Source organism: Proteus sp. G2673 (genome assembly GCF_009915125.1).
GTDB lineage: Bacteria > Pseudomonadota > Gammaproteobacteria > Enterobacterales > Enterobacteriaceae > Proteus > Proteus penneri.
Map to the genome: position 1 here is coordinate 211,493 of NZ_JAABLT010000010.1, position 19,425 is coordinate 230,917.

Sequence of the window (19,425 nt, forward strand, 5' to 3'; positions counted from 1 at the left end):
TTTTAAACTGTATAAAGTAGGTAGTTATGATGGCTAAAATCGGCATTTTTGTAGGTACTGTTTATGGTGATGCATTAGCGGTAGCTGAAGAGGCGCAGCGTATTTTGCTTGAGCATAAACATCAAGCCAATATTTATGAAGAGGGTACACTTGCTGATTGGGAAAAATATTCGACAGTACTTGTGATAACATCGAGTACAGGGCAAGGGGATTTACCTGATACTATTGCTCCGCTATTTCATGAACTACGTGATAATGTTGGATATCAGCCAAATCTAAGTTATGGCTTGATTGCCTTAGGTGATAGTAGTTATGACTCTTTTTGTGGTGCAGGAATGCAATTTGATGAGTTGTTACAAGAGCACCAAGCAAAACGTATCGGCGAAATATTAAAAATAGATGGTATGGATGTCGCAGAGCCAGAAGTATTTGCAATTGATTGGCTTGAAAACTGGGTTAACCTACTAGATTAATTAGAAAATAATCTAATTTTTAATTAGTTGATAAAATAATGAGTTCTATCCTGTATTAAAAACACCGCTTGTTTCTGTTTTATACAGTAACTAAGCGGTGTTTTTCTATAAAACTGACATAAATAACAGCTAAAAGGGTTTGTTATTAACGGCGAGTCAGTTTTTCTAAGTCAGCTTCAATTTCAGCAATTTTATTTGCAACAACATGTTCAAGGTGGCGTAAGTCGTCTAGGATTTTATGTTTTAAATCGACTTCTACTTGATCTTGTTGACAAATTTGATCTAATTCTTCAATAACATAACGTAAGTTAGTATTGATTTCATTGACTTCTTTAAAGCCTTGTCCTGATTGACCATCAGAAATCGTTTTACGTTGGCGTGGATATTTAAACTTTACGCTTTTTGCAAAGAATTCACCTTTATCTTTGCGAAAATAGATTTTTAAAATATCGTTATTAGCTTCTTGGCGTAGAGTATAGCGGTCAATATCTTCAGGATGCGGGATCCCTAAATTTTTTAAATTATCGTACATATATTGGCACCTGATAGAAAGATGAGTGAAAGAATAGCGAACAGAATTAATTCTATCCGCTGTTCTTATATTAGTCGATAGTTCTTAACAATTCATTAATACCAACTTTTCCACGCGTTTTTGCGTCAACTTTTTTCACGATCACGGCACAGTAAAGGCTGTAGCTTCCATCTTTAGAGGGTAAATTGCCCGACACAACAACAGAGCCCGCAGGGACTCGGCCATAATGTACTTCGCCTGTTTCTCGGTCATAAATCTTGGTACTTTGACCAATATAAACCCCCATTGAAATAACGGCACCTTCTTCAACAATAACACCCTCAACAATTTCAGAGCGAGCACCGATAAAGCAGTTATCTTCAATAATGGTTGGGTTTGCTTGTAGTGGTTCTAAAACACCACCAATTCCTACACCACCAGAGAGATGAACATTTTTTCCGATCTGAGCACATGAACCTACGGTTGCCCATGTATCAACCATGCTACCTTCATCAACGTAAGCACCAATATTGACATAAGATGGCATTAAAACAGTGTTACGAGCGATATAAGCCCCTTGTCTAACAGCTGCGGGTGGAACAACACGAAAACCTTCTTTTTCAAAACGTGCTTGGTCATAATCAGCGAATTTCATCGGCACTTTGTCAAAATAACGGCTTTCACTGCCATTAATGACTTGATTATGGTTGATGCGAAAAGAGAGCAGAACGGCTTTTTTTAACCATTGATGAGTCACCCACTGACCGTTAATTTTTTCCGCGACACGCAGTTTCCCGCTGTCTAGCAGTGCAATAACGCTATTAATGGCATCACGAATATGAGGCTCAACGTTGTTTGGAGTGAGATCAGCACGATGTTCGAAGGCGTTATCAATAATAGATTGTAATGCTTGCATTAATAGTATTTCCTATATGTATTGTCGTGGGTTCCTATATTTTATCCTTTGAAACTAGGGCTTTTGTCAACCTTTCTACGACTTCATCCTTCATTTTTTGGTTTAATGCTTTATTTTCGCTATCGGTTAATACGAAGAAATCCTCAACACGTTCGCCTATTGTGGTTATTCTGGCACCATGTAATGAAAGTGAAAGATCAGCAAAAACTTTACCAATAATCGCTAATAATCCTGGGCGATCTCGTGCAAATAGTTCCATATAGGTGCGCTTATTATGGTTAGACGCGATAAAGTTAATTTTAGTCGGAACGTCAAAATGGCGTAATTTGGCAGGTAATGAGCGTGTTTTTGCATTGGCGTTATAAGGAGCGGATACAACTTGGATCAGCGCGTTGCGGATTGCATTATACCGATCAATCGCCAGAGGTTTACCATTAGGCTCTAACACAATAAAGGTATCCATAGCCATATTATCGCGGTTAGTAAAAATTTGAGCGTTATGGATATTTAAATTACGTCTATCTAATTCACCTGCAACAGATGCAAAAAGAGAAGGTCTATCAGCACACCAAATAAATATCTCAGTACCACCATGTTCAGTTTGTTGACTGATTAATACCATGGGATCAGCACTATTATGCTCAATTAACGCAAGTGCATGCCATGCTATTTGTTCTGGTGTATGGCGTAAAAAATAGTCGGCATGACAGCGTCCCCAAATTATTTGTAGTTTATCTTCATCAACCTGTTCCATTCGTAAAATAGTTAGTGCTTGCAAACGATGATTACGAATACGCTCACGTAAATCGGGAATAGAGTGCATACCTTGGCGTAACTGGTTTTCTGTTGATAGAAAAAGTTCACGTAATAGGCTCTGTTTCCAGCTATTCCATAGACTGCTATTGGTTGCACAGATATCAGCAACGGTTAAGCACAAAAGATAACGCAATCGACTTTCATTTTTTACTTCTGATGCAAACTGAAAAATAATGTCAGGATCTTGAATATCACGTCGTTGCGCTGTAACAGACATAAGTAAGTGGTTACAAACAAGCCATTCAACTAAGGCTGATTCTCTCTGATTTAAACCATGTTGTTGAGCAAAATGCGCAACGTCTTGAGCGCCTAATATGGAGTGATCGCCATGGCGACCTTTGGCAATATCATGAAAAAGTGCAGCTAAACGTAGTAATTCAAGTTGAGGAAGTTTGGGATAAATATCAACACAAAGCGGATGTTGTTCGTGGTTTTCATAAGAACCAAAACTTTCAAGTTTTTGTAAAACACGAATAGTATGTTCATCAACGGTATAGGCATGGAATAAATCAAACTGCATTTGGCCTACAATATTATTCCATTGCGGGAAATAAGCCGCCAGTACACTGTGTTTATGCATTGGAACAAATGCACCAGAAACTGCATGAGGATGGCGCAAGATCTGCATAAAAACTTGGCGTGCTAGTGGGTACTCACACAAAGGCTGAACTAAATGACGACGCGCATAACGCAAATGGCGTAGTGTTGTAGAATAAATTCCCGTGATCTCTTTATGTTCTGCCATACGTAAAAATAGGCGCATAATGGCGATAGGATCATCAAGAAAACAGCTCTCATCGATAACATCAATGAGAGAGCCTCTTAGCTGGAATTCATTATCTAAAGGTCGTGGTTTTACATTAGGTTGCAGAGCAAGAATAGCTTCGTCAAAAAGTTGAAGTAACATATCATTTAACTCGCTGACACGACGAGTTACGCGATAGTAATCCTTCATCATCTTTTCAACCGACTGATTGCCTTCACCTTCATAATTTAAAAGTTGAGCAACGTTGAGTTGTCTATCAAATAATAGGCGATTGTCATAGCGAGAAAGCACAAGATGGAGAGCAAAACGAATTTTCCATAGTGTGTATTGGCACTCTAATAGCTCTTGTCCTTCTGCTGGCGTTAAAAAGCCAAAGTTGACCATTTCAGAAACTGATGCAGCACCAAAATGGCGATGCGCTACCCAAATTAGAGTGTGAATATCGCGCAGTCCACCAGGGCTACTTTTGATATCTGGTTCTAAGTTATAGCTGGTACTATGAAATCGTTGATGTCTCTGTTTTTGTTCTTCTATTTTAGCTGCAAAAAAATCGGGTGATGGCCAAAATCCTTGGCTGAAAATATGATTAATTAACTGTTGATAAAGTGATTGATTACCACAAACAAGGCGAGCTTCTAGCAAATTTGTCGCTACCGTTAAATCAGAGAGACCTTCTAAAAGACACTCTTCCATTGTTCTAACACTGACACCGATTTCAAGGCGCACATCCCAAAGTAAGGTAATTAATTTACTGATTTTGTCGGCTATTTCTGGTGATAAAGGTGAATCACTTAAAAACAGAAGGTCGATATCAGAAAGGGGGTGTAACTCTTGCCTACCATAACCACCAACAGCAATAATACTAAGGTCAGGATAATCAGATAATTGAGTATAACGCCATAATTGAGTTAAGAGTTGGTCAATGAAATGGCTACGGGCTTGAAGTAATAAAGCTACATCAACATCATGATGAAAAGCATCTGCTAACCAAGACTGAAATTGTTCAATAGATTGCTTAAGTTTAGCGCAATCTAGGATGTTTTCTGTCAGCAAAAAAGGGGAAGGGGGCGGTGTTTGAAATGTATTTTTATTAGTCATTATTCGTCTTCCTCCTTAATATTTGCTTATGACATTAAGACTAATGTTAAAACGATAACCTGACTAGTCATTCTGCTATTTCATAGCAAATAAAATAAAAAAAGCGACACATCTCGAAAAAATATGTCGCTTTTACATTTCTAGCTCAAAAAGAAGCTTATGCGTTGACTAATACCGCCGAAATAAACGGTTCTTCTTCTTTGCGTAATGTCATAATTTCACAACCATCATCAGTAACGACTAATGTATGTTCGTATTGTGCTGACCAACCTCTGTCTTTAGTTTTAACCGTCCAGCCATCTTTCATCGTACGAATACGGTAATCACCTGTGTTTACCATTGGCTCGATGGTAAATGCCATGCCTTTTTGTAACACAACACCGCTATCATCTGCATCGTAGTGTAAAACTTGAGGCTCTTCATGGAATCCTTCACCAATACCGTGACCACAATATTCTCGAACAACAGAATAGTCATGACCTTCAACAAACTTTTGAATTGCTTTGCCAAGTTCACGTAAGCGAATACCTGGTTTAACCATTTTAATAGCAAGGTAGAGGCTTTCTTGGGTGATACGACATAAACGTTCACCTTGTATTGTTGGTTTACCTACGATAAACATTTTTGAAGTATCGCCATGAAAACCATCTTTAATGACAGTGACATCAATATTAACGATATCGCCATCTTTAAGGATTTTTTCTTCGCTAGGAATACCGTGGCAAATAACATCGTTAACCGAAATACAGACTGATTTAGGGAAACCATGATAGTTAAGACAAGCAGGAATAGCCTGTTGTGCGTTAACAATATGCTCATGACAAATACGGTCTAATTCAGCGGTGTTTACGCCTGGTTTTACGAAAGGTGCGATAATTTCAAGAACTTCTGCCGCAAGACGACCTGCGACGCGCATTTTTTGAATATCTTCTTCTGTCTTGATTACAATAGCCATTTGAGTTCTTCGTCTAGATTAAAAGCCACAATACGAATTAGATAATACATTTTGTTGTATTCATATTTTGTATTGCAGGTTAAATGAATGATGATGAGAAATAATTCTGATTACCATTTATGATATCAGCAGAAAGTAGGTGTGCCAATAAAGAGGATGTGTGCAATCTGTCTGATATCGAGAATAATGACGAACATTACGCCTTCTTAATCTGATTGTCTTTACATATTGCGCTTTTCTATTGGTGTTTTTCTAGCAAATTGATATTAGAGCAATATTCATAGCAATCACTTCAATAATCTCTTTTTCCTCTGTTTAATATCGCCAATTTTATGTCAAATACGCCGTTATCAAACACAAGTAATAGTGGTTTCTTAAGGTTATTTATGGTATAAAGCGCGCCGGAGTTCTGTTATTGCACCACACAGTGGGTAATAGCAGTAAATCTGAAACATTCAATTGTGTTAATTACACACACAAATCGGCACATAACGCCGGGGTGCTCTTATGTGAAGGTTTTAGCCTTTACAGCTGATGAGTCGGTCGTATGGGATTTGTGGACGAAATAACCCCAAATTTAAATTTATAGAGGTCTAAAATGGCAACTGTTTCAATGCGCGATATGCTGCAAGCCGGTGTTCACTTCGGTCACCAAACTCGTTACTGGAATCCAAAAATGAAACCATTCATCTTTGGTGCGCGTAACAAAGTTCATATCATTAACTTGGAAAAAACTGTTCCAATGTTCAATGAAGCGTTGGTTGAACTGAACAAAATTGCTTCTCGTAAAGGCAAAATCCTGTTTGTTGGTACTAAGCGCTCTGCCGTTGAAGCTGTTAAAGAAGCAGCAGAAAGCTGTGACCAGTTTTATGTAAACCACCGCTGGTTAGGCGGTATGCTGACTAACTGGAAAACTGTTCGTCAGTCAATCAAACGCCTGAAAGATTTAGAATCACAATCTCAGGACGGTACTTTTGACAAACTGACCAAGAAAGAAGCGTTAATGCGTTCTCGTGAACTTGGTAAGTTAGAAAACAGCCTGGGTGGTATCAAAGACATGGGCGGTTTACCTGACGCTCTGTTTGTTATCGATGCTGAACACGAACACATTGCTATCAAAGAAGCAAACAACCTGGGTATTCCAGTATTTGCTATCGTTGATACTAACTCTGATCCAGATGGTATCGACTTCATTATCCCTGGTAATGACGATGCAATCCGTGCGGTTAAATTATATCTGACCGCTGCAGCTACAGCTGTTCGTGAAGGTCGTTCTCAAGATCTGGCTGTTCAGGCTGAAGAAGGCTTAGTCGAAGCTGAATAATAAGGCATGCTCGTAAGAGCCCTTATTTAACCAGGTATTGCTATATATTGGTTAGGGGGCCTCAATAGGCCCCCTTTACACATCTGCTATGAGAACATCTATGGCTAGCCCATAGAAAAGTCGAGGAAGAAACAAATGTCTGGAATTACCGCTGCATTGGTAAAAGAACTGCGTGAACGTACTGGCGCAGGCATGATGGAATGTAAAAAAGCGCTGGTTGAAGCTAATGGTGATATCGAATTAGCAATCGACAACATGCGTAAATCAGGTCAAGCTAAAGCGGCTAAAAAAGCAGGCCGTGTTGCTGCTGAAGGTATCATCCTTGCAGAAGTTGCTGCTGATGGTAAATTCGGTGCGCTGGTTGAACTGAACTGTGAAACAGACTTCGTTGCCAAAGATGCTGGTTTCATCGCTTTCGGTAAAGAAGTTATGGCTGCTGTATTAGCTGACAAAACTGATGATATCGATGCTCTGAAAGCTAAATTCGAAGAAGCACGTACTGCATTAGTTGCTAAAATCGGTGAAAACATCAACATTCGTCGTGTTGCTGTATTAGAAGCTGAAGAATTAGGTACTTACCTACACGGTGCTCGTATCGGTGTTTTAGTTGCAGCTAAAGGCGCTAACGAAGAACTGATCAAACACATTGCTATGCACGTTGCTGCAAGCAAACCAGAATATGTTCGTCCTGAAGATGTTCCTGCTGATGTTGTTGAACATGAGCACCAAATTCAGATGGATATCGCAATGCAATCAGGTAAACCACGCGAAATCGCAGAAAAAATGGTTATCGGTCGCATGAACAAATTCACCGGTGAGATTTCTCTGACTGGTCAGCATTTCGTAATGGATCCAAGCAAAACTGTTGGTGAACTGCTGAAAGAAAACAATGCTGATGTTATTAACTTCGTTCGTTTCGAAGTTGGTGAAGGTATTGAGAAAGTTGAAGCTGATTTCGCAGCAGAAGTTGCTGCAATGAGCAAATAATAACGCTTAGCGTTAACAGAGCCGCCTAATGGCGGTTCTGTTTTGTTGTAATCTCCACTGGCTGTTTGCTTTTTTTTGTTAAAAAGAGAAGCTATCTAAAACCTCCAATTAACTAATCTGCTTAGGACAGAACACCATGGCTACCAATGCAAAACCTGTATATCAGCGAATTTTATTAAAGCTGAGTGGCGAAGCCCTGCAAGGCGCAGAAGGTTTCGGTATCGATGCGAGCGTACTTGATCGCATGGCTCAGGAAATCAAAGAACTCGTTGAATTAGGTATACAAGTCGGTGTCGTAATTGGCGGTGGTAACTTGTTCCGTGGCGCGGGTCTTGCTGCGGCAGGTATGAACCGTGTTGTGGGTGACCACATGGGAATGCTCGCGACAGTAATGAATGGTTTAGCAATGCGTGATTCATTGCATCGTGCTTATGTAAATGCACGCCTTATGTCTGCATTTCCACTGAATGGTGTCTGCGATAACTACAGTTGGGCAGAAGCAATTAGCTTATTACGCCACGGTCGAGTCGTTATTTTCTCGGCTGGTACGGGTAACCCATTCTTTACTACCGATTCAGCTGCGTGTTTACGCGGTATTGAAATTGAAGCTGACGTTGTATTAAAAGCAACGAAAGTGGATGGCGTTTATTCTGCTGATCCAACCAAAGATCCTGATGCAGTACTTTATGAAAAACTGACTTATCAGGATGTATTAGAACGTGAATTGAAAGTCATGGATCTTGCTGCATTCACATTAGCCCGAGATCATAATTTACCTATCCGCGTATTCAATATGAATAAACCGGGTGCATTACGTCGGGTTGTAATGGGTGAAAGTGAAGGAACTTTGATTTCTCACGCTTAATACACAGAGACAACGGTATAATTTGGCGTTAACATCTAGAGTACGCCAATTCATTTATGTCGGTATGATTTCATATCGACTGGAAGATAACCAGTTCCCAAGGGTTTATAACGTGATTAATGAAATCAAAAAAGATGCTCAAGAACGCATGGATAAAAGCGTTGAAGCACTAAAAAGCCAGATTAATAAAGTTCGTACTGGTCGTGCGTCTCCTAGCCTTTTAGATGGCATTGTAGTTGAATACTACGGAGCGCCAACTCCATTAAACCAAGTTGCTAACGTCGTTGCAGAAGATGGCCGTACACTGGCGATCACGGTATTCGATCGCACTTTAGCACCAGCTGTTGAAAAAGCGATTATGGCATCAGATTTAGGTTTAAACCCTTCATCTGCTGGAGCCATTATCCGTGTTCCACTGCCTCCATTAACTGAAGAACGTCGTAAAGACTTAATCAAAGTTGTTCGTGGTGATGCAGAGCAAGGTCGCGTTTCTATTCGTAATATCCGTCGTGATGCTAACGATAAAGTAAAAGCATTACTAAAAGATAAAGAGATTAGCGAAGATGATGAACGCCGTTCACAAGATGACATTCAGAAATTAACTGACATGTTCATTAAAAAAATTGATGATGCATTAGCGCTGAAAGAAGCAGAGTTAATGGAATTCTAAATTTTATATCTTTTTTCGATAATGCCGCTTTTTAGCGGCATTATTTTTAATTATTTATTTGAAAATTCGTGCTTAATACCTTCTTTTGTCACATTATTTATTAAAGTTTTTATCTTTAATCCTCATTTACCTTGTCATACTGATATAATTCTCTTTAATTAAAACGTTGTAGACATACTGATTGATTAATAAATGAAACAAATAACTATATTAGGTTCAACAGGATCTATCGGAACTAGTACTCTTTCCGTCATTGAAAATAATCCTGGTGAGTATCAGGTTCTTGCTCTAGTAGCAGGAAAAAATGCAGACAAGATGGCGCAACAGTGCCTTACTTTCCAGCCTAAATACGCTGTGATGTCTGATGAGAACAGTGCAAAACAACTTAAACAATTACTTGCTAATACATCGTGCAAAACCGAAATTTTATCTGGCTCTCATGCGATCAATGAAATTGCCGCTCTTGATGATGCTGATCAAGTGATGTCTGCGATAACCGGTGTTGCAGGATTAAAACCGACACTTGCTGCCATTGAAAAAGGCAAAAGAATTCTATTAGCAAATAAAGAATCACTGATAACTAGTGGGCGACTTTTCTTTGATGCGGTTGCTAAATATGGTGCGACAATTTTACCCATTGATAGCGAACATAATGCAATTTATCAAAGCTTACCTAAAACTATTCAAGAAAATCTAGGCCATGCCTCTTTAGCTAACGAAGGTGTGACGAGCATTTTGTTAACGGGTTCTGGCGGTCCATTTCGCTATACACCATTAGAAGAATTGGAAATGATGACACCAGATCAAGCGTGTGCGCATCCAAATTGGTCTATGGGACGTAAAATTTCGGTTGATTCTGCAACGATGATGAATAAAGGGCTTGAGTATATTGAAGCTCGTTATTTCTTTAATGCTTCTGAAGAAGAAATGGAAGTCATTATTCATCCACAATCTGTTATTCATTCAATGGTTCGCTATCGCGATGGTAGTATTATTGCTCAAATTGGTGAACCCGATATGAGAACGCCAATTGCGTACTCAATGGCTTACCCACATCGAACTCAATCTGGTGCAAAAGCATTAGATTTCTTTGAGATTCAATCTCTAGAGTTTATTCGTCCAGACTACCAACGTTACCCTTGTTTAGCGCTAGCTATTGAAGCGTCAAAACGTGGGCAAGCGGCAACAACAGTGTTAAATGCAGCTAATGAAGTGGTTGTTGATGCATTTTTACACGAAAAAGTGAAGTTTACTGATATTGCTAAAATTAATCGTAAAGTTGTTGAACATTTCGACCTATCAGAGCCTCAAAGTATTAATGATGTTCTAGAAATTGATAAATTAGCAAGATTAGAAACTCATCAGATAATCACTCAATTGGTATAATGGTGATTATATTTAATATAGGGTGTTTGTTCGTCTTTCTGGCTAATGGTATAGTTGCCGAATCACTAAAGACAATAATGAAAATTAACAGTTCATTACTAAAGCTATTGCTTTAGCAACTTTGAGGCTTTGCCAAAGGCCGTGGGTGTCACGGTTTTTTTTTGTGCATAGGTTATCCGAAGAGGACTGTCTGTATCAGTATCAGATTAGCAAAGGGTTAAATTGAGTGAACTTATCCAGTGACGATTCATCCGCATCAAAACCAAAGCATGTTGCTATCATTATGGATGGCAATGGACGCTGGGCTAAAAAGCAAGGGAAACTCCGAGTAACGGGGCATCGCGCGGGAATTAAAGCAGTTCGGGATGCGGTTAGCTTTTCCGTAAAACACAAAATTGAATCACTAACGTTATATGCATTTAGTAGCGAAAACTGGAATAGACCAGAGCAGGAAGTGAGTTCTCTCATGGAGTTATTTGTTTTTGCTTTAGATAACGAAGTGAAGAGTCTTCATAAACATAATGTTAAATTGACTGTCATTGGTGATATCAGCCGTTTTAGTCGTCGCTTACAAGACCGAATTAAAAGTTCTGTGGCACTCACTGCGAATAATACAGGACTTAATTTAAATATTGCGGCTAATTATGGCGGTCGATGGGATATCACTCAAAGTGTAAAACAATTAGCGACATCCCTCGCAAAAGGGGAAATTAGCCTCGAAGATATTAATGAAAATGCAATATCCTCACATCTTTGCTTGCATAATCAGCCTGATGTCGATCTTGTTATTCGTACAGGTGGTGAGCATCGTATAAGTAATTTTCTTATTTGGCAGATTGCTTATGCTGAGCTTTATTTTACACAGGTTTTATGGCCTGATTTTGATGAACAAGTTTTTCAGAATGCACTAGATGCTTTTGCTAAACGGGAAAGACGTTTCGGTGGTACTACATCAGAAACAGATACTATAAATCTGGGAGGATAACTTGCTTAAGTATCGTGTCATCACCGCATTAATTTTAATCCCTATTGTTATTGCTGCACTATTTCTACTTCCTCCCGTAGGTTTTGGATTGGTCATTATTGCAATATCAGGCTTAGCGGGATGGGAATGGGCACAATTTATTGGCTGGCATTCTCAAGGCAAACGTATTGCAACAGGGATCGGCTTTGCTGCATTGTTACTCGTTATGCAGTTTTCTTTACCTAATTTTGACCACCTACTAGATACTCCAATGATAAAAAATGGTTTGTGGGCAGGTTTAATTTGGTGGGTAGCCGCAATTTTATTAGTTGTAAGTTATCCGAATTCAGCCAATATGTGGAAAAATTCAGTTTTTATTAAGTTATTGTTCGGTATATTGACGATTGTTCCTTTTTATTGTGGCATGATGGCGCTACGTATGTTGGGCTATAACACCGACACTTATACTGGTGCATGGTGGTTATTGTATGTCATGTTATTAGTTTGGGCGGCTGATTCTGGCGCTTATGCTTTCGGACGTTTAATCGGTAAACATAAAATGGCGCCTAAAGTATCACCAGGTAAAACCCTCGAAGGGTTAGTTGGTGGCTTGATTACTGCTGGTGTTGCATCGTGGTTGTTTACTTATTTTTCACCAGTGACTGAAGTACCGGACAACTTGTTATTAATATCTGGCGTTGTTGTTATCGTATCGGTATTTGGCGATCTTGCAGAAAGCATGTTTAAACGCGTTTCTGGTATTAAAGACAGTAGCCAATTGATACCGGGGCATGGCGGTGTACTTGATAGAATTGATAGTTTGACTGCGGCTATCCCAGTCTTTGCAGGATTGGTCTTTCTGATTTCTTCTGGCTTTAAACTATAAAGGTAAGTAATGGGTATCCTGTGGAATCTTGCCGCGTTTATTATCGTTTTAGGTATTTTAATTACGGTACATGAGTTTGGGCATTTTTGGGTAGCTAGGCGCTGTGGTATTTATGTCGAGCGTTTTTCTATTGGTTTTGGAAAAGCAATTTGGCGCAAAATAGATAAACATGGCACTGAATTTGTTATCGCATGGATACCCTTGGGTGGCTATGTAAAGATGTTAGATGAAAGAGTCGCTGAGGTTGCACCTGAGCGCCGTCATCTTGCATTTAATAATAAAACAGTTGGTCAACGTGCTGCGGTTGTTGCCGCAGGACCTATTGCTAACTTTTTGTTAGCGATAGTCGCCTATTGGATTGTTTTTATGATAGGTGTGCCTGCATTAAAACCTATAATTGCAGACATTCGTCCGAATTCTATCGCAGAACAAGCAAAATTAACGCCCGGAATGGAACTAAAATCTGTTGCAGGTATCGAAACGCCTGATCAGAATGCAGTTCGTTTAGCATTAGTTAGTAAAATTGGTGCCAAAGAGGTTTCGTTCATTGTTTCAGATCCAAATTCTCTTTCTGAGAGTGAGAATATACTGAATTTACAACAATGGAATTTTGATCCTGAAAAACAAGATCCTATCTTGTCTCTAGGGATAATGCCTGTTGGCGCACGATTAGACTCAAAGATTATTGACGTTACGAAAGGTTCTGCTGCTGAAAAAGCGGGTTTACAGGCGGGGGATCGTATCGTTAAAGTTGATGGTCAGCCAATTGATGCATGGCATCCATTTACTTATTTTGTTCGACAAAGTCCCAATAAAGTTTTGGCGCTTCTTGTTGAACGTAACGGCTCGTCGTTGATGTTGAATATTACACCGACAGCTGTTGCACTGAAAGATGGCACTGAAGTAGGGCAAGTTGGTGCGCAATTGCAAGTATTACCTCCTGATGAGCAATATTTGATAATGCAGCAATACAACCCATTTTCAGCGCTTTATGAAGCATCTGATAAAACATGGCAGTTGATGAGTTTAACTGTCAAAATGATTGGCAAGTTAGTCGTAGGTGACGTCAAATTAACTAACCTTAGTGGGCCTGTTTCCATCGCGAAAGGCGCGGGAATGTCTGCTGACTCTGGTTTTATTTATTATTTGATGTTTATGGCGCTTATTAGTGTCAATTTGGGGATCATTAACTTGTTTCCCCTGCCTGTCTTAGATGGCGGGCACCTGCTTTTCCTGGTTATCGAGAAGATAAAGGGAGGGCCGGTATCTGAGCGTGTACAAGATTTCTGTTATCGTATTGGTATTATGGCACTGATGCTTTTAATGGGACTTGCACTTTTCAATGATTTCTCTCGCTTATAATTGGTAAGCAGAGACCGGTTAGGAAAACACAAAACAACGATGGCGATGAAAAAGTTGCTTATAGCGTCGCTGCTGCTGGGCAGCGCCACTGCATACGGTTCAGACGGATTCGTAGTTCAGGACATTCAATTTGAAGGTCTTCAACGCGTCGCCGTTGGTGCAGCATTACTGAACATGCCGGTTCGGGTTGGAGACTCGGTCGGTAATGATGATATCAGCCGAACTATCCGTTCATTATTTGCGACAGGAAACTTTGATGATGTTCGTGTCCTGCGTGACGGAAATACTCTGATTGTTCAAGTAAAAGAGCGTCCAACTATTGCCAGCATTACTTTCTCTGGTAACAAAGCAATCAAGGAAGAGATGCTAAAACAGAACCTTGATGCTTCTAACATTCGTATTGGTGAAACACTTGACCGTACAATGCTTGCAAATATCGAGAAAGGACTTGAAGATTTCTATTATAGTGTTGGTAAATATAATGCAACGGTAAAAGTGGTTGTTACACCTCTCCCTCGTAACCGTGTTGACTTAAAACTCGTGTTTGCAGAAGGTGTATCAGCAACTATTCAGCAAATCAACATTGTTGGTAATAAAGCGTTTTCTACCGCTGAGCTCGTTAACCGTTTCCAATTACGTGACGATGTGCCTTGGTGGAACTTAGCGGCTGATGAAAAATATCAGAAACAAAAACTGGCGGGTGACTTAGAAACATTAAGAAGTTTTTATCTCGATCGTGGTTATGCTCGTTTTGATATTGAATCAACTAATGTCAGCTTAACGCCAGACAAAAAAGGTATTTACATTACCATTAACCTGAAAGAAGGTGATAAATACACAGTAGAAAATACTGAAGTCAATGGTAATACGGCAGGCTACACTAAACAAATTGAAGAGCTTATCGAAATTGCACCGGGCTCTCTTTATAATGGCGCGCAAGTGACTAAAACAGAAAATGATATTAAAAATCTGTTAGGTCGTTATGGATATGCTTATCCTCGTGTTATGACAAGCCCTGAAATTAATGATGAAAACAAAACCGTGAAACTGCATGTAAACGTAGATGCTGGAAACCGTTTCTATGTTCGCCAAGTACGTTTCGCAGGTAACGATATCACGAAAGACTCTGTTTTACGCCGTGAAATGCGTCAAATGGAAGGTGCATGGTTAGGTAGTGATTTAGTTGAACAAGGTAAAGAACGTTTAAATCGTTTAGGTTATTTCGAATCGGTTGAAACAGAAACGCAACGTATTCCAGGTTCGCCTGATCAAGTTGATATTGTTTATCGCGTAAAAGAACGTAACACTGGTTCTCTTAACTTTGGTGTCGGTTTCGGTACTGAAAGTGGTGTGAGTTTCCAAGTGGGTGTTACCCAAGATAACTGGTTAGGTACAGGTAATGCAGTTGCGATTAATGCGAGTAAAAATGACTACTCAACTTACGCTGAATTGTCTGTTACAGACCCATACTTTACTGTCAATGGTGTGAGTTTGGGTGGTCGAATTTTCTATAACGACTTCCGCGCTAATGATGCTGATTTATCAGGTTATACCAATAAATCTTATGGTGTAGATGGTACATTAGGCTTCCCAATTAATGAATATAACTCAGCCCGTCTAGGTTTAGGCTATACTCACAATGGTCTGTCACGTATGGATCCTCAAGTTGCGATGTGGCGTTATCTTGAAAGTATGGGAGAAAGTCCAGCACTTGATAAACGTGAATCGTTTAACGCGGATGACTATACTGTCAGTCTGGGGTGGACATTTAATAACTTAAACAAAGGTTTCTTCCCAACTTCGGGTGTGAGAAGTAACTTAAGTGGACGTGTGACTGTACCTGGTTCTGACAACAAGTACTACAAAGTGACTTGGGACGGTATGGCGTATTACCCAATCAATGAAAAAGAATCTTGGGTAACTCTGTTTAAAGGCCGTTTAGGCTACGGTGATGGTTTAGGTGGTAAAGAATTACCATTCTATGAAAACTTCTATGCCGGTGGTTCTGGTACCGTTCGTGGTTTCCGTTCAAATAATATCGGCCCTAAAGCCGTTTATTTAAATGAAAAAGGGCATGAAGGAAAACCATATTTATCAAGTGATGCGGTTGGTGGTAACGCTATGGCCGTGGCAAGCTTTGAGCTGATCACACCAACGCCATTTGTAGATGATAAATATTCCTCATCAGTTAGAACTTCTATGTTTGTTGATGCGGGTACAGTATGGGATACCAATTGGAATAGCACGAACTCTAATTGGACAGCAGGTATGCCTGATTTTGGTAAAGCAAGTAATATACGTGTTTCGACCGGTGTTGCATTACAATGGTTATCTCCTTTAGGTCCGTTAGTATTCTCTTATGCTAAACCAATAAAAGATTACGAAGGCGATAAATCAGAGCAATTCCAGTTTAATATTGGTAGAACGTGGTAGCGATGTAAGTAAAGTTGATGCCTGATTCACAATGCTGAAAAAGGCATCCGATTTCTGACAAAAAATTATTTTTGGTTTTAAGGAGTTTAATCGTGAAAAAATTGTTATGTGCCGCTGCCCTAGGAATGGCATTGACCATGTCAGCAGGTGTTCAAGCCGCAGATAAAGTAGGTGTAGTGAACATCGGTCAAGTTCTCCAACAAATTCCTAACCGTGATGCGGTAGAGAAACAATTGGAAAATGAATTCAAATCACGTGACACTGAATTGCAGAACTTAGGTAAAGCATTACAGACCGCTGTTGAAAAATATCAAAAAGATGCACCAACTATGAATGCAACACAACGTGCAAATACAGAGAAAGATCTGGTTGCTAAACGTGAAGCATATGCACAAAAAGCACAAGCTTTTGAGCAAGACTTTAGCCGCCGTCAAGCTGAAGAACGTAACAAAATCATGAAACGTGTATTAGACGCTGTTGATGCAGTAGCGAAGAAAGAAGGCTATGATGTGATCCTTGATGCTAACACTGTACCTTATTTCGCAGATGGTAAAGATATTACTGCTCAGGTTCAGAAACAGGTTAAATAATAGATGTTTTCAATTCGATTAGCTGATCTTGCTCAGCAGTTGAATGCACAGTTACACGGCGATGGTGATATCACTATCGCCGGTCTTGCTTCAATGAGCCTAGCAAATAGCGAACAAATTACATTTCTTTCCGATAGCCGCTATCGTGAGAAATTAAGTGAATGTCAGGCAGCGGCTGTTGTATTAACAGAAGCTGATCTTCCATTTTGTCCCGTTGCTGCACTTGTGGTGAAAAACCCGTATCTTGCCTATGCTCAAATGGCACAGATTATGGATACAACACCAAAGCCAGCACAGGATATCCACCCAAGTGCTGTTATTTCTCCTGATGCTAAGTTAGGAAAAAATGTATCAGTGGGTGCAAATGCCGTTATCGAATCAGATGTTATCCTGGGTGATAATGTTGTGATTGGTGCCGGTTGTTTTGTAGGTAAAAAAGCACATATTGGCGAGAATAGCCGTTTATGGGCAAATGTATCTATTTATCATGAAGTTATCATTGGTAAAGATTGCTTGGTTCAATCTGGTACTGTGATTGGTTCAGATGGTTTTGGCTATGCTAATGAACGTGGTAATTGGATCAAAATTCCACAATTAGGTTCTGTTGTTATTGGTGATCGCGTTGAAATTGGTGCATGTACGACAATTGACCGAGGCGCATTAGATAACACAGTTATCGGTAATGGTGTTATCATTGATAACCAGTGCCAAATCGCACATAACGTCATTATTGGTGATAATACCGCTGTTGCTGGTGGTGTCATCATGGCGGGTAGCCTGAAAATAGGCCGCTATTGTATGATTGGTGGAGCAAGTGTTATCAATGGTCACATGGAAATCTGTGATAAAGTCACGGTAACAGGTATGGGCATGGTAATGCGTCCTATCACTGAGCCGGGAGTTTATTCTTCAGGAATTCCGCTACAATCGAATAAAGCATGGCGTAAAACTGCAGCACTTGTGTTGCGAATTGATGAAATGCAAAAAAGGCTCAAGTCACTTGAACGCCAAATAGAAAGTAGCGACAAGTAACAATATACGTCATTGACGAAATGTTACCCATTTTGCGACCTGCGGATTAACTCACCTTTTGAGTCACAGCAGGTCGTGTCATTATTAATTAGACTCAGTTTTATTAGACAGGAAGAGTATTGCAATGAGTGAGAATCATACTCTGCAAATCGAAGAAATTTTAGATTTACTTCCACACCGTTACCCATTCTTATTGGTTGATCGTGTCCTTGATTTTGAAGAAAAGAAATTTCTAAGAGCAGTAAAAAATGTATCTTTTAATGAGCCTTTCTTTCAAGGACACTTTCCAGGAAAACCTATTTTCCCAGGCGTATTGATCCTCGAAGCCATGGCTCAGGCAACGGGTATTTTAGCATTCAAAAGCGTAGGAAAGCTGGAACCTGGTGAACTCTACTATTTTGCTGCTATTGACGGTGCTCGCTTTAAACGTCCTGTCTTACCTGGGGATCAAATGATCCTAGAAGTAGAATTCATTAAAGAACGTCGTGGTGTTGCTCGCTTTAAAGGCGTCGCTAAAGTTGATGGGGAAATTGCTTGCGAAGCTGAAATGATGTGTGCTCGCCGCCGTGAGGTCTAGCCTATGATAGATAAATCCGCAGTCATTCACCCTTCCTCAATTATTGAAGAGGGTGCGGTAATCGGTGCTAATGTTCGCATTGGCCCTTTTTGCGTTATTGGTGCAAACGTTGAGATTGGAGAAGGTACTGATATCAAATCTCACGTTGTTATCAATGGGCATACACGTATTGGTCGAGAAAATCAGATTTACCAATTCGCTTCTATCGGTGAAGTTAATCAGGATCTGAAATATCATGGTGAACCAACGCAAGTCATTATTGGTGATCGAAACCTTATTCGTGAAAGCGTGACTATCCACCGTGGAACAACCCAAGGTGGCAATATCACAAAAATAGGTAACGACAACTTACTGATGATTAATACCCACGTCGCACATGATTGTATCATTGGCGATCGTTGTATTATTGCAAATAACGGTACTCTGGGTGGTCACGTCACTTTAGGTGATTTTGTGATTATCGGTGGCATGAGTGCAGTGCATCAGTTTTGCCAAATTGGCTCTCATGTGATGGTCGGTGGATGTTCAGGCGTGGCACAAGATGTTCCTCCTTTTGTTATTGCACAAGGAAACCACGCGACCCCTTATGGACTGAATATTGAAGGGTTAAAGCGCAGAGGTTTTGCTAAAGAAGATCTTCATGCAATTCGTAATGCTTACAAAGTACTTTACCGTAATGGTAAAACACTGGAAGAAGCGCGCGAAGAAATTGGACAATTGGTTGCTGATAATAATAATCCGCATGTCAAACTGTTCAGTGATTTTCTGGAAAACTCAGCAAAATCTAACCGCGGTATCATTCGCTAATTAGGAT

The 19,425-nt window shown here is 39.9% G+C and carries 18 protein-coding genes; 14 read left to right on the top strand and 4 right to left on the bottom strand.

From position 1 onward, the window contains the following. The first annotated feature begins 29 nt into the window (after nt 1–29). Entirely contained in the window at nt 30–473 is a 444-nt protein-coding gene (locus GWI59_RS06215) for a flavodoxin (protein ID WP_161724279.1), read from the top strand. Nucleotides 474–618: 145 nt separating this feature from the next. On the opposite strand, the gene GWI59_RS06220 is transcribed toward GWI59_RS06215, so the two are convergent. The 4 genes from GWI59_RS06220 to map all read right to left on the bottom strand — a co-directional run bounded on the left by GWI59_RS06220 (nt 619) and on the right by map (nt 5,535). Further along, nucleotides 619–1,005, bottom strand: a complete 387-nt coding sequence (locus GWI59_RS06220) for a DUF3461 family protein (protein ID WP_006535910.1) — start codon at nt 1,003–1,005, stop codon at nt 619–621. A 70-nt stretch (nt 1,006–1,075) separates the two neighbouring features. Further along, nucleotides 1,076–1,900: a 2,3,4,5-tetrahydropyridine-2,6-dicarboxylate N-succinyltransferase gene (dapD, locus tag GWI59_RS06225; protein ID WP_006535909.1), complete on the bottom strand. Its 825-nt coding sequence runs from the start codon at nt 1,898–1,900 to the stop codon at nt 1,076–1,078. 34 nt (nt 1,901–1,934) lie between these two features. Continuing rightward, nucleotides 1,935–4,580, bottom strand: a complete 2,646-nt coding sequence (glnD, locus tag GWI59_RS06230) for a bifunctional uridylyltransferase/uridylyl-removing protein GlnD (protein WP_161724269.1) — start codon at nt 4,578–4,580, stop codon at nt 1,935–1,937. A 157-nt stretch (nt 4,581–4,737) separates the two neighbouring features. Beyond that, a complete protein-coding gene (map, locus tag GWI59_RS06235; protein WP_161669644.1) occupies nt 4,738–5,535 on the bottom strand; it encodes a type I methionyl aminopeptidase in 798 nt (265 codons plus the stop codon). A 598-nt stretch (nt 5,536–6,133) separates the two neighbouring features. On the opposite strand from map, the gene rpsB reads away from it, so the two are divergent. The 13 genes from rpsB (at nt 6,134) to lpxA (ending at nt 19,418) form a co-directional block, all read left to right on the top strand. Then, nucleotides 6,134–6,859 carry a 30S ribosomal protein S2 gene (gene rpsB, locus GWI59_RS06240; RefSeq protein ID WP_023582712.1) on the top strand — a complete coding sequence of 242 codons (726 nt, stop codon included), beginning with the start codon at nt 6,134–6,136 and terminating at the stop codon, nt 6,857–6,859. Nucleotides 6,860–6,994: 135 nt separating this feature from the next. Continuing rightward, nucleotides 6,995–7,846, top strand: coding sequence for a translation elongation factor Ts (tsf, locus tag GWI59_RS06245; protein ID WP_115065593.1), 852 nt, complete (start codon nt 6,995–6,997; stop codon nt 7,844–7,846). A gap of 136 nt (nt 7,847–7,982) precedes the next feature. Next, nucleotides 7,983–8,711, top strand: a complete 729-nt coding sequence (gene pyrH / locus GWI59_RS06250) for a UMP kinase (protein WP_006535902.1) — start codon at nt 7,983–7,985, stop codon at nt 8,709–8,711. Between the two features lie 112 nt (nt 8,712–8,823). Next, nucleotides 8,824–9,381 carry a ribosome recycling factor gene (frr, locus tag GWI59_RS06255; RefSeq protein WP_036913811.1) on the top strand — a complete coding sequence of 186 codons (558 nt, stop codon included), beginning with the start codon at nt 8,824–8,826 and terminating at the stop codon, nt 9,379–9,381. 192 nt (nt 9,382–9,573) lie between these two features. Further along, nucleotides 9,574–10,767: a 1-deoxy-D-xylulose-5-phosphate reductoisomerase gene (gene ispC, locus GWI59_RS06260; RefSeq protein WP_161671168.1), complete on the top strand. Its 1,194-nt coding sequence runs from the start codon at nt 9,574–9,576 to the stop codon at nt 10,765–10,767. A gap of 283 nt (nt 10,768–11,050) precedes the next feature. Continuing rightward, nucleotides 11,051–11,752, top strand: coding sequence for a polyprenyl diphosphate synthase (gene uppS, locus GWI59_RS06265; RefSeq protein ID WP_023582707.1), 702 nt, complete (start codon nt 11,051–11,053; stop codon nt 11,750–11,752). 1 nt (nt 11,753) lies between these two features. Beyond that, a complete protein-coding gene (gene cdsA / locus GWI59_RS06270) occupies nt 11,754–12,617 on the top strand; it encodes a phosphatidate cytidylyltransferase (protein ID WP_109848119.1) in 864 nt (287 codons plus the stop codon). 9 nt (nt 12,618–12,626) lie between these two features. Beyond that, nucleotides 12,627–13,979 (top strand): sigma E protease regulator RseP, encoded by a 1,353-nt coding sequence (rseP, locus tag GWI59_RS06275; protein WP_161671169.1) that lies wholly within the window; start codon nt 12,627–12,629, stop codon nt 13,977–13,979. Between the two features lie 39 nt (nt 13,980–14,018). After that, nucleotides 14,019–16,412: an outer membrane protein assembly factor BamA gene (bamA, locus tag GWI59_RS06280; RefSeq protein ID WP_109848121.1), complete on the top strand. Its 2,394-nt coding sequence runs from the start codon at nt 14,019–14,021 to the stop codon at nt 16,410–16,412. Between the two features lie 92 nt (nt 16,413–16,504). Next, on the top strand, nt 16,505–17,002 hold the full coding sequence (locus GWI59_RS06285) for an OmpH family outer membrane protein (RefSeq protein WP_036934019.1): 498 nt from the start codon (nt 16,505–16,507) through the stop codon (nt 17,000–17,002). A 3-nt stretch (nt 17,003–17,005) separates the two neighbouring features. Then, entirely contained in the window at nt 17,006–18,034 is a 1,029-nt protein-coding gene (gene lpxD / locus GWI59_RS06290) for a UDP-3-O-(3-hydroxymyristoyl)glucosamine N-acyltransferase (RefSeq protein WP_006535888.1), read from the top strand. A gap of 124 nt (nt 18,035–18,158) precedes the next feature. Then, nucleotides 18,159–18,611, top strand: a complete 453-nt coding sequence (gene fabZ, locus GWI59_RS06295; RefSeq protein WP_006535887.1) for a 3-hydroxyacyl-ACP dehydratase FabZ — start codon at nt 18,159–18,161, stop codon at nt 18,609–18,611. A 3-nt stretch (nt 18,612–18,614) separates the two neighbouring features. After that, nucleotides 18,615–19,418: an acyl-ACP--UDP-N-acetylglucosamine O-acyltransferase gene (gene lpxA, locus GWI59_RS06300; RefSeq protein ID WP_006535886.1), complete on the top strand. Its 804-nt coding sequence runs from the start codon at nt 18,615–18,617 to the stop codon at nt 19,416–19,418. Nucleotides 19,419–19,425: the final 7 nt, after the last annotated feature.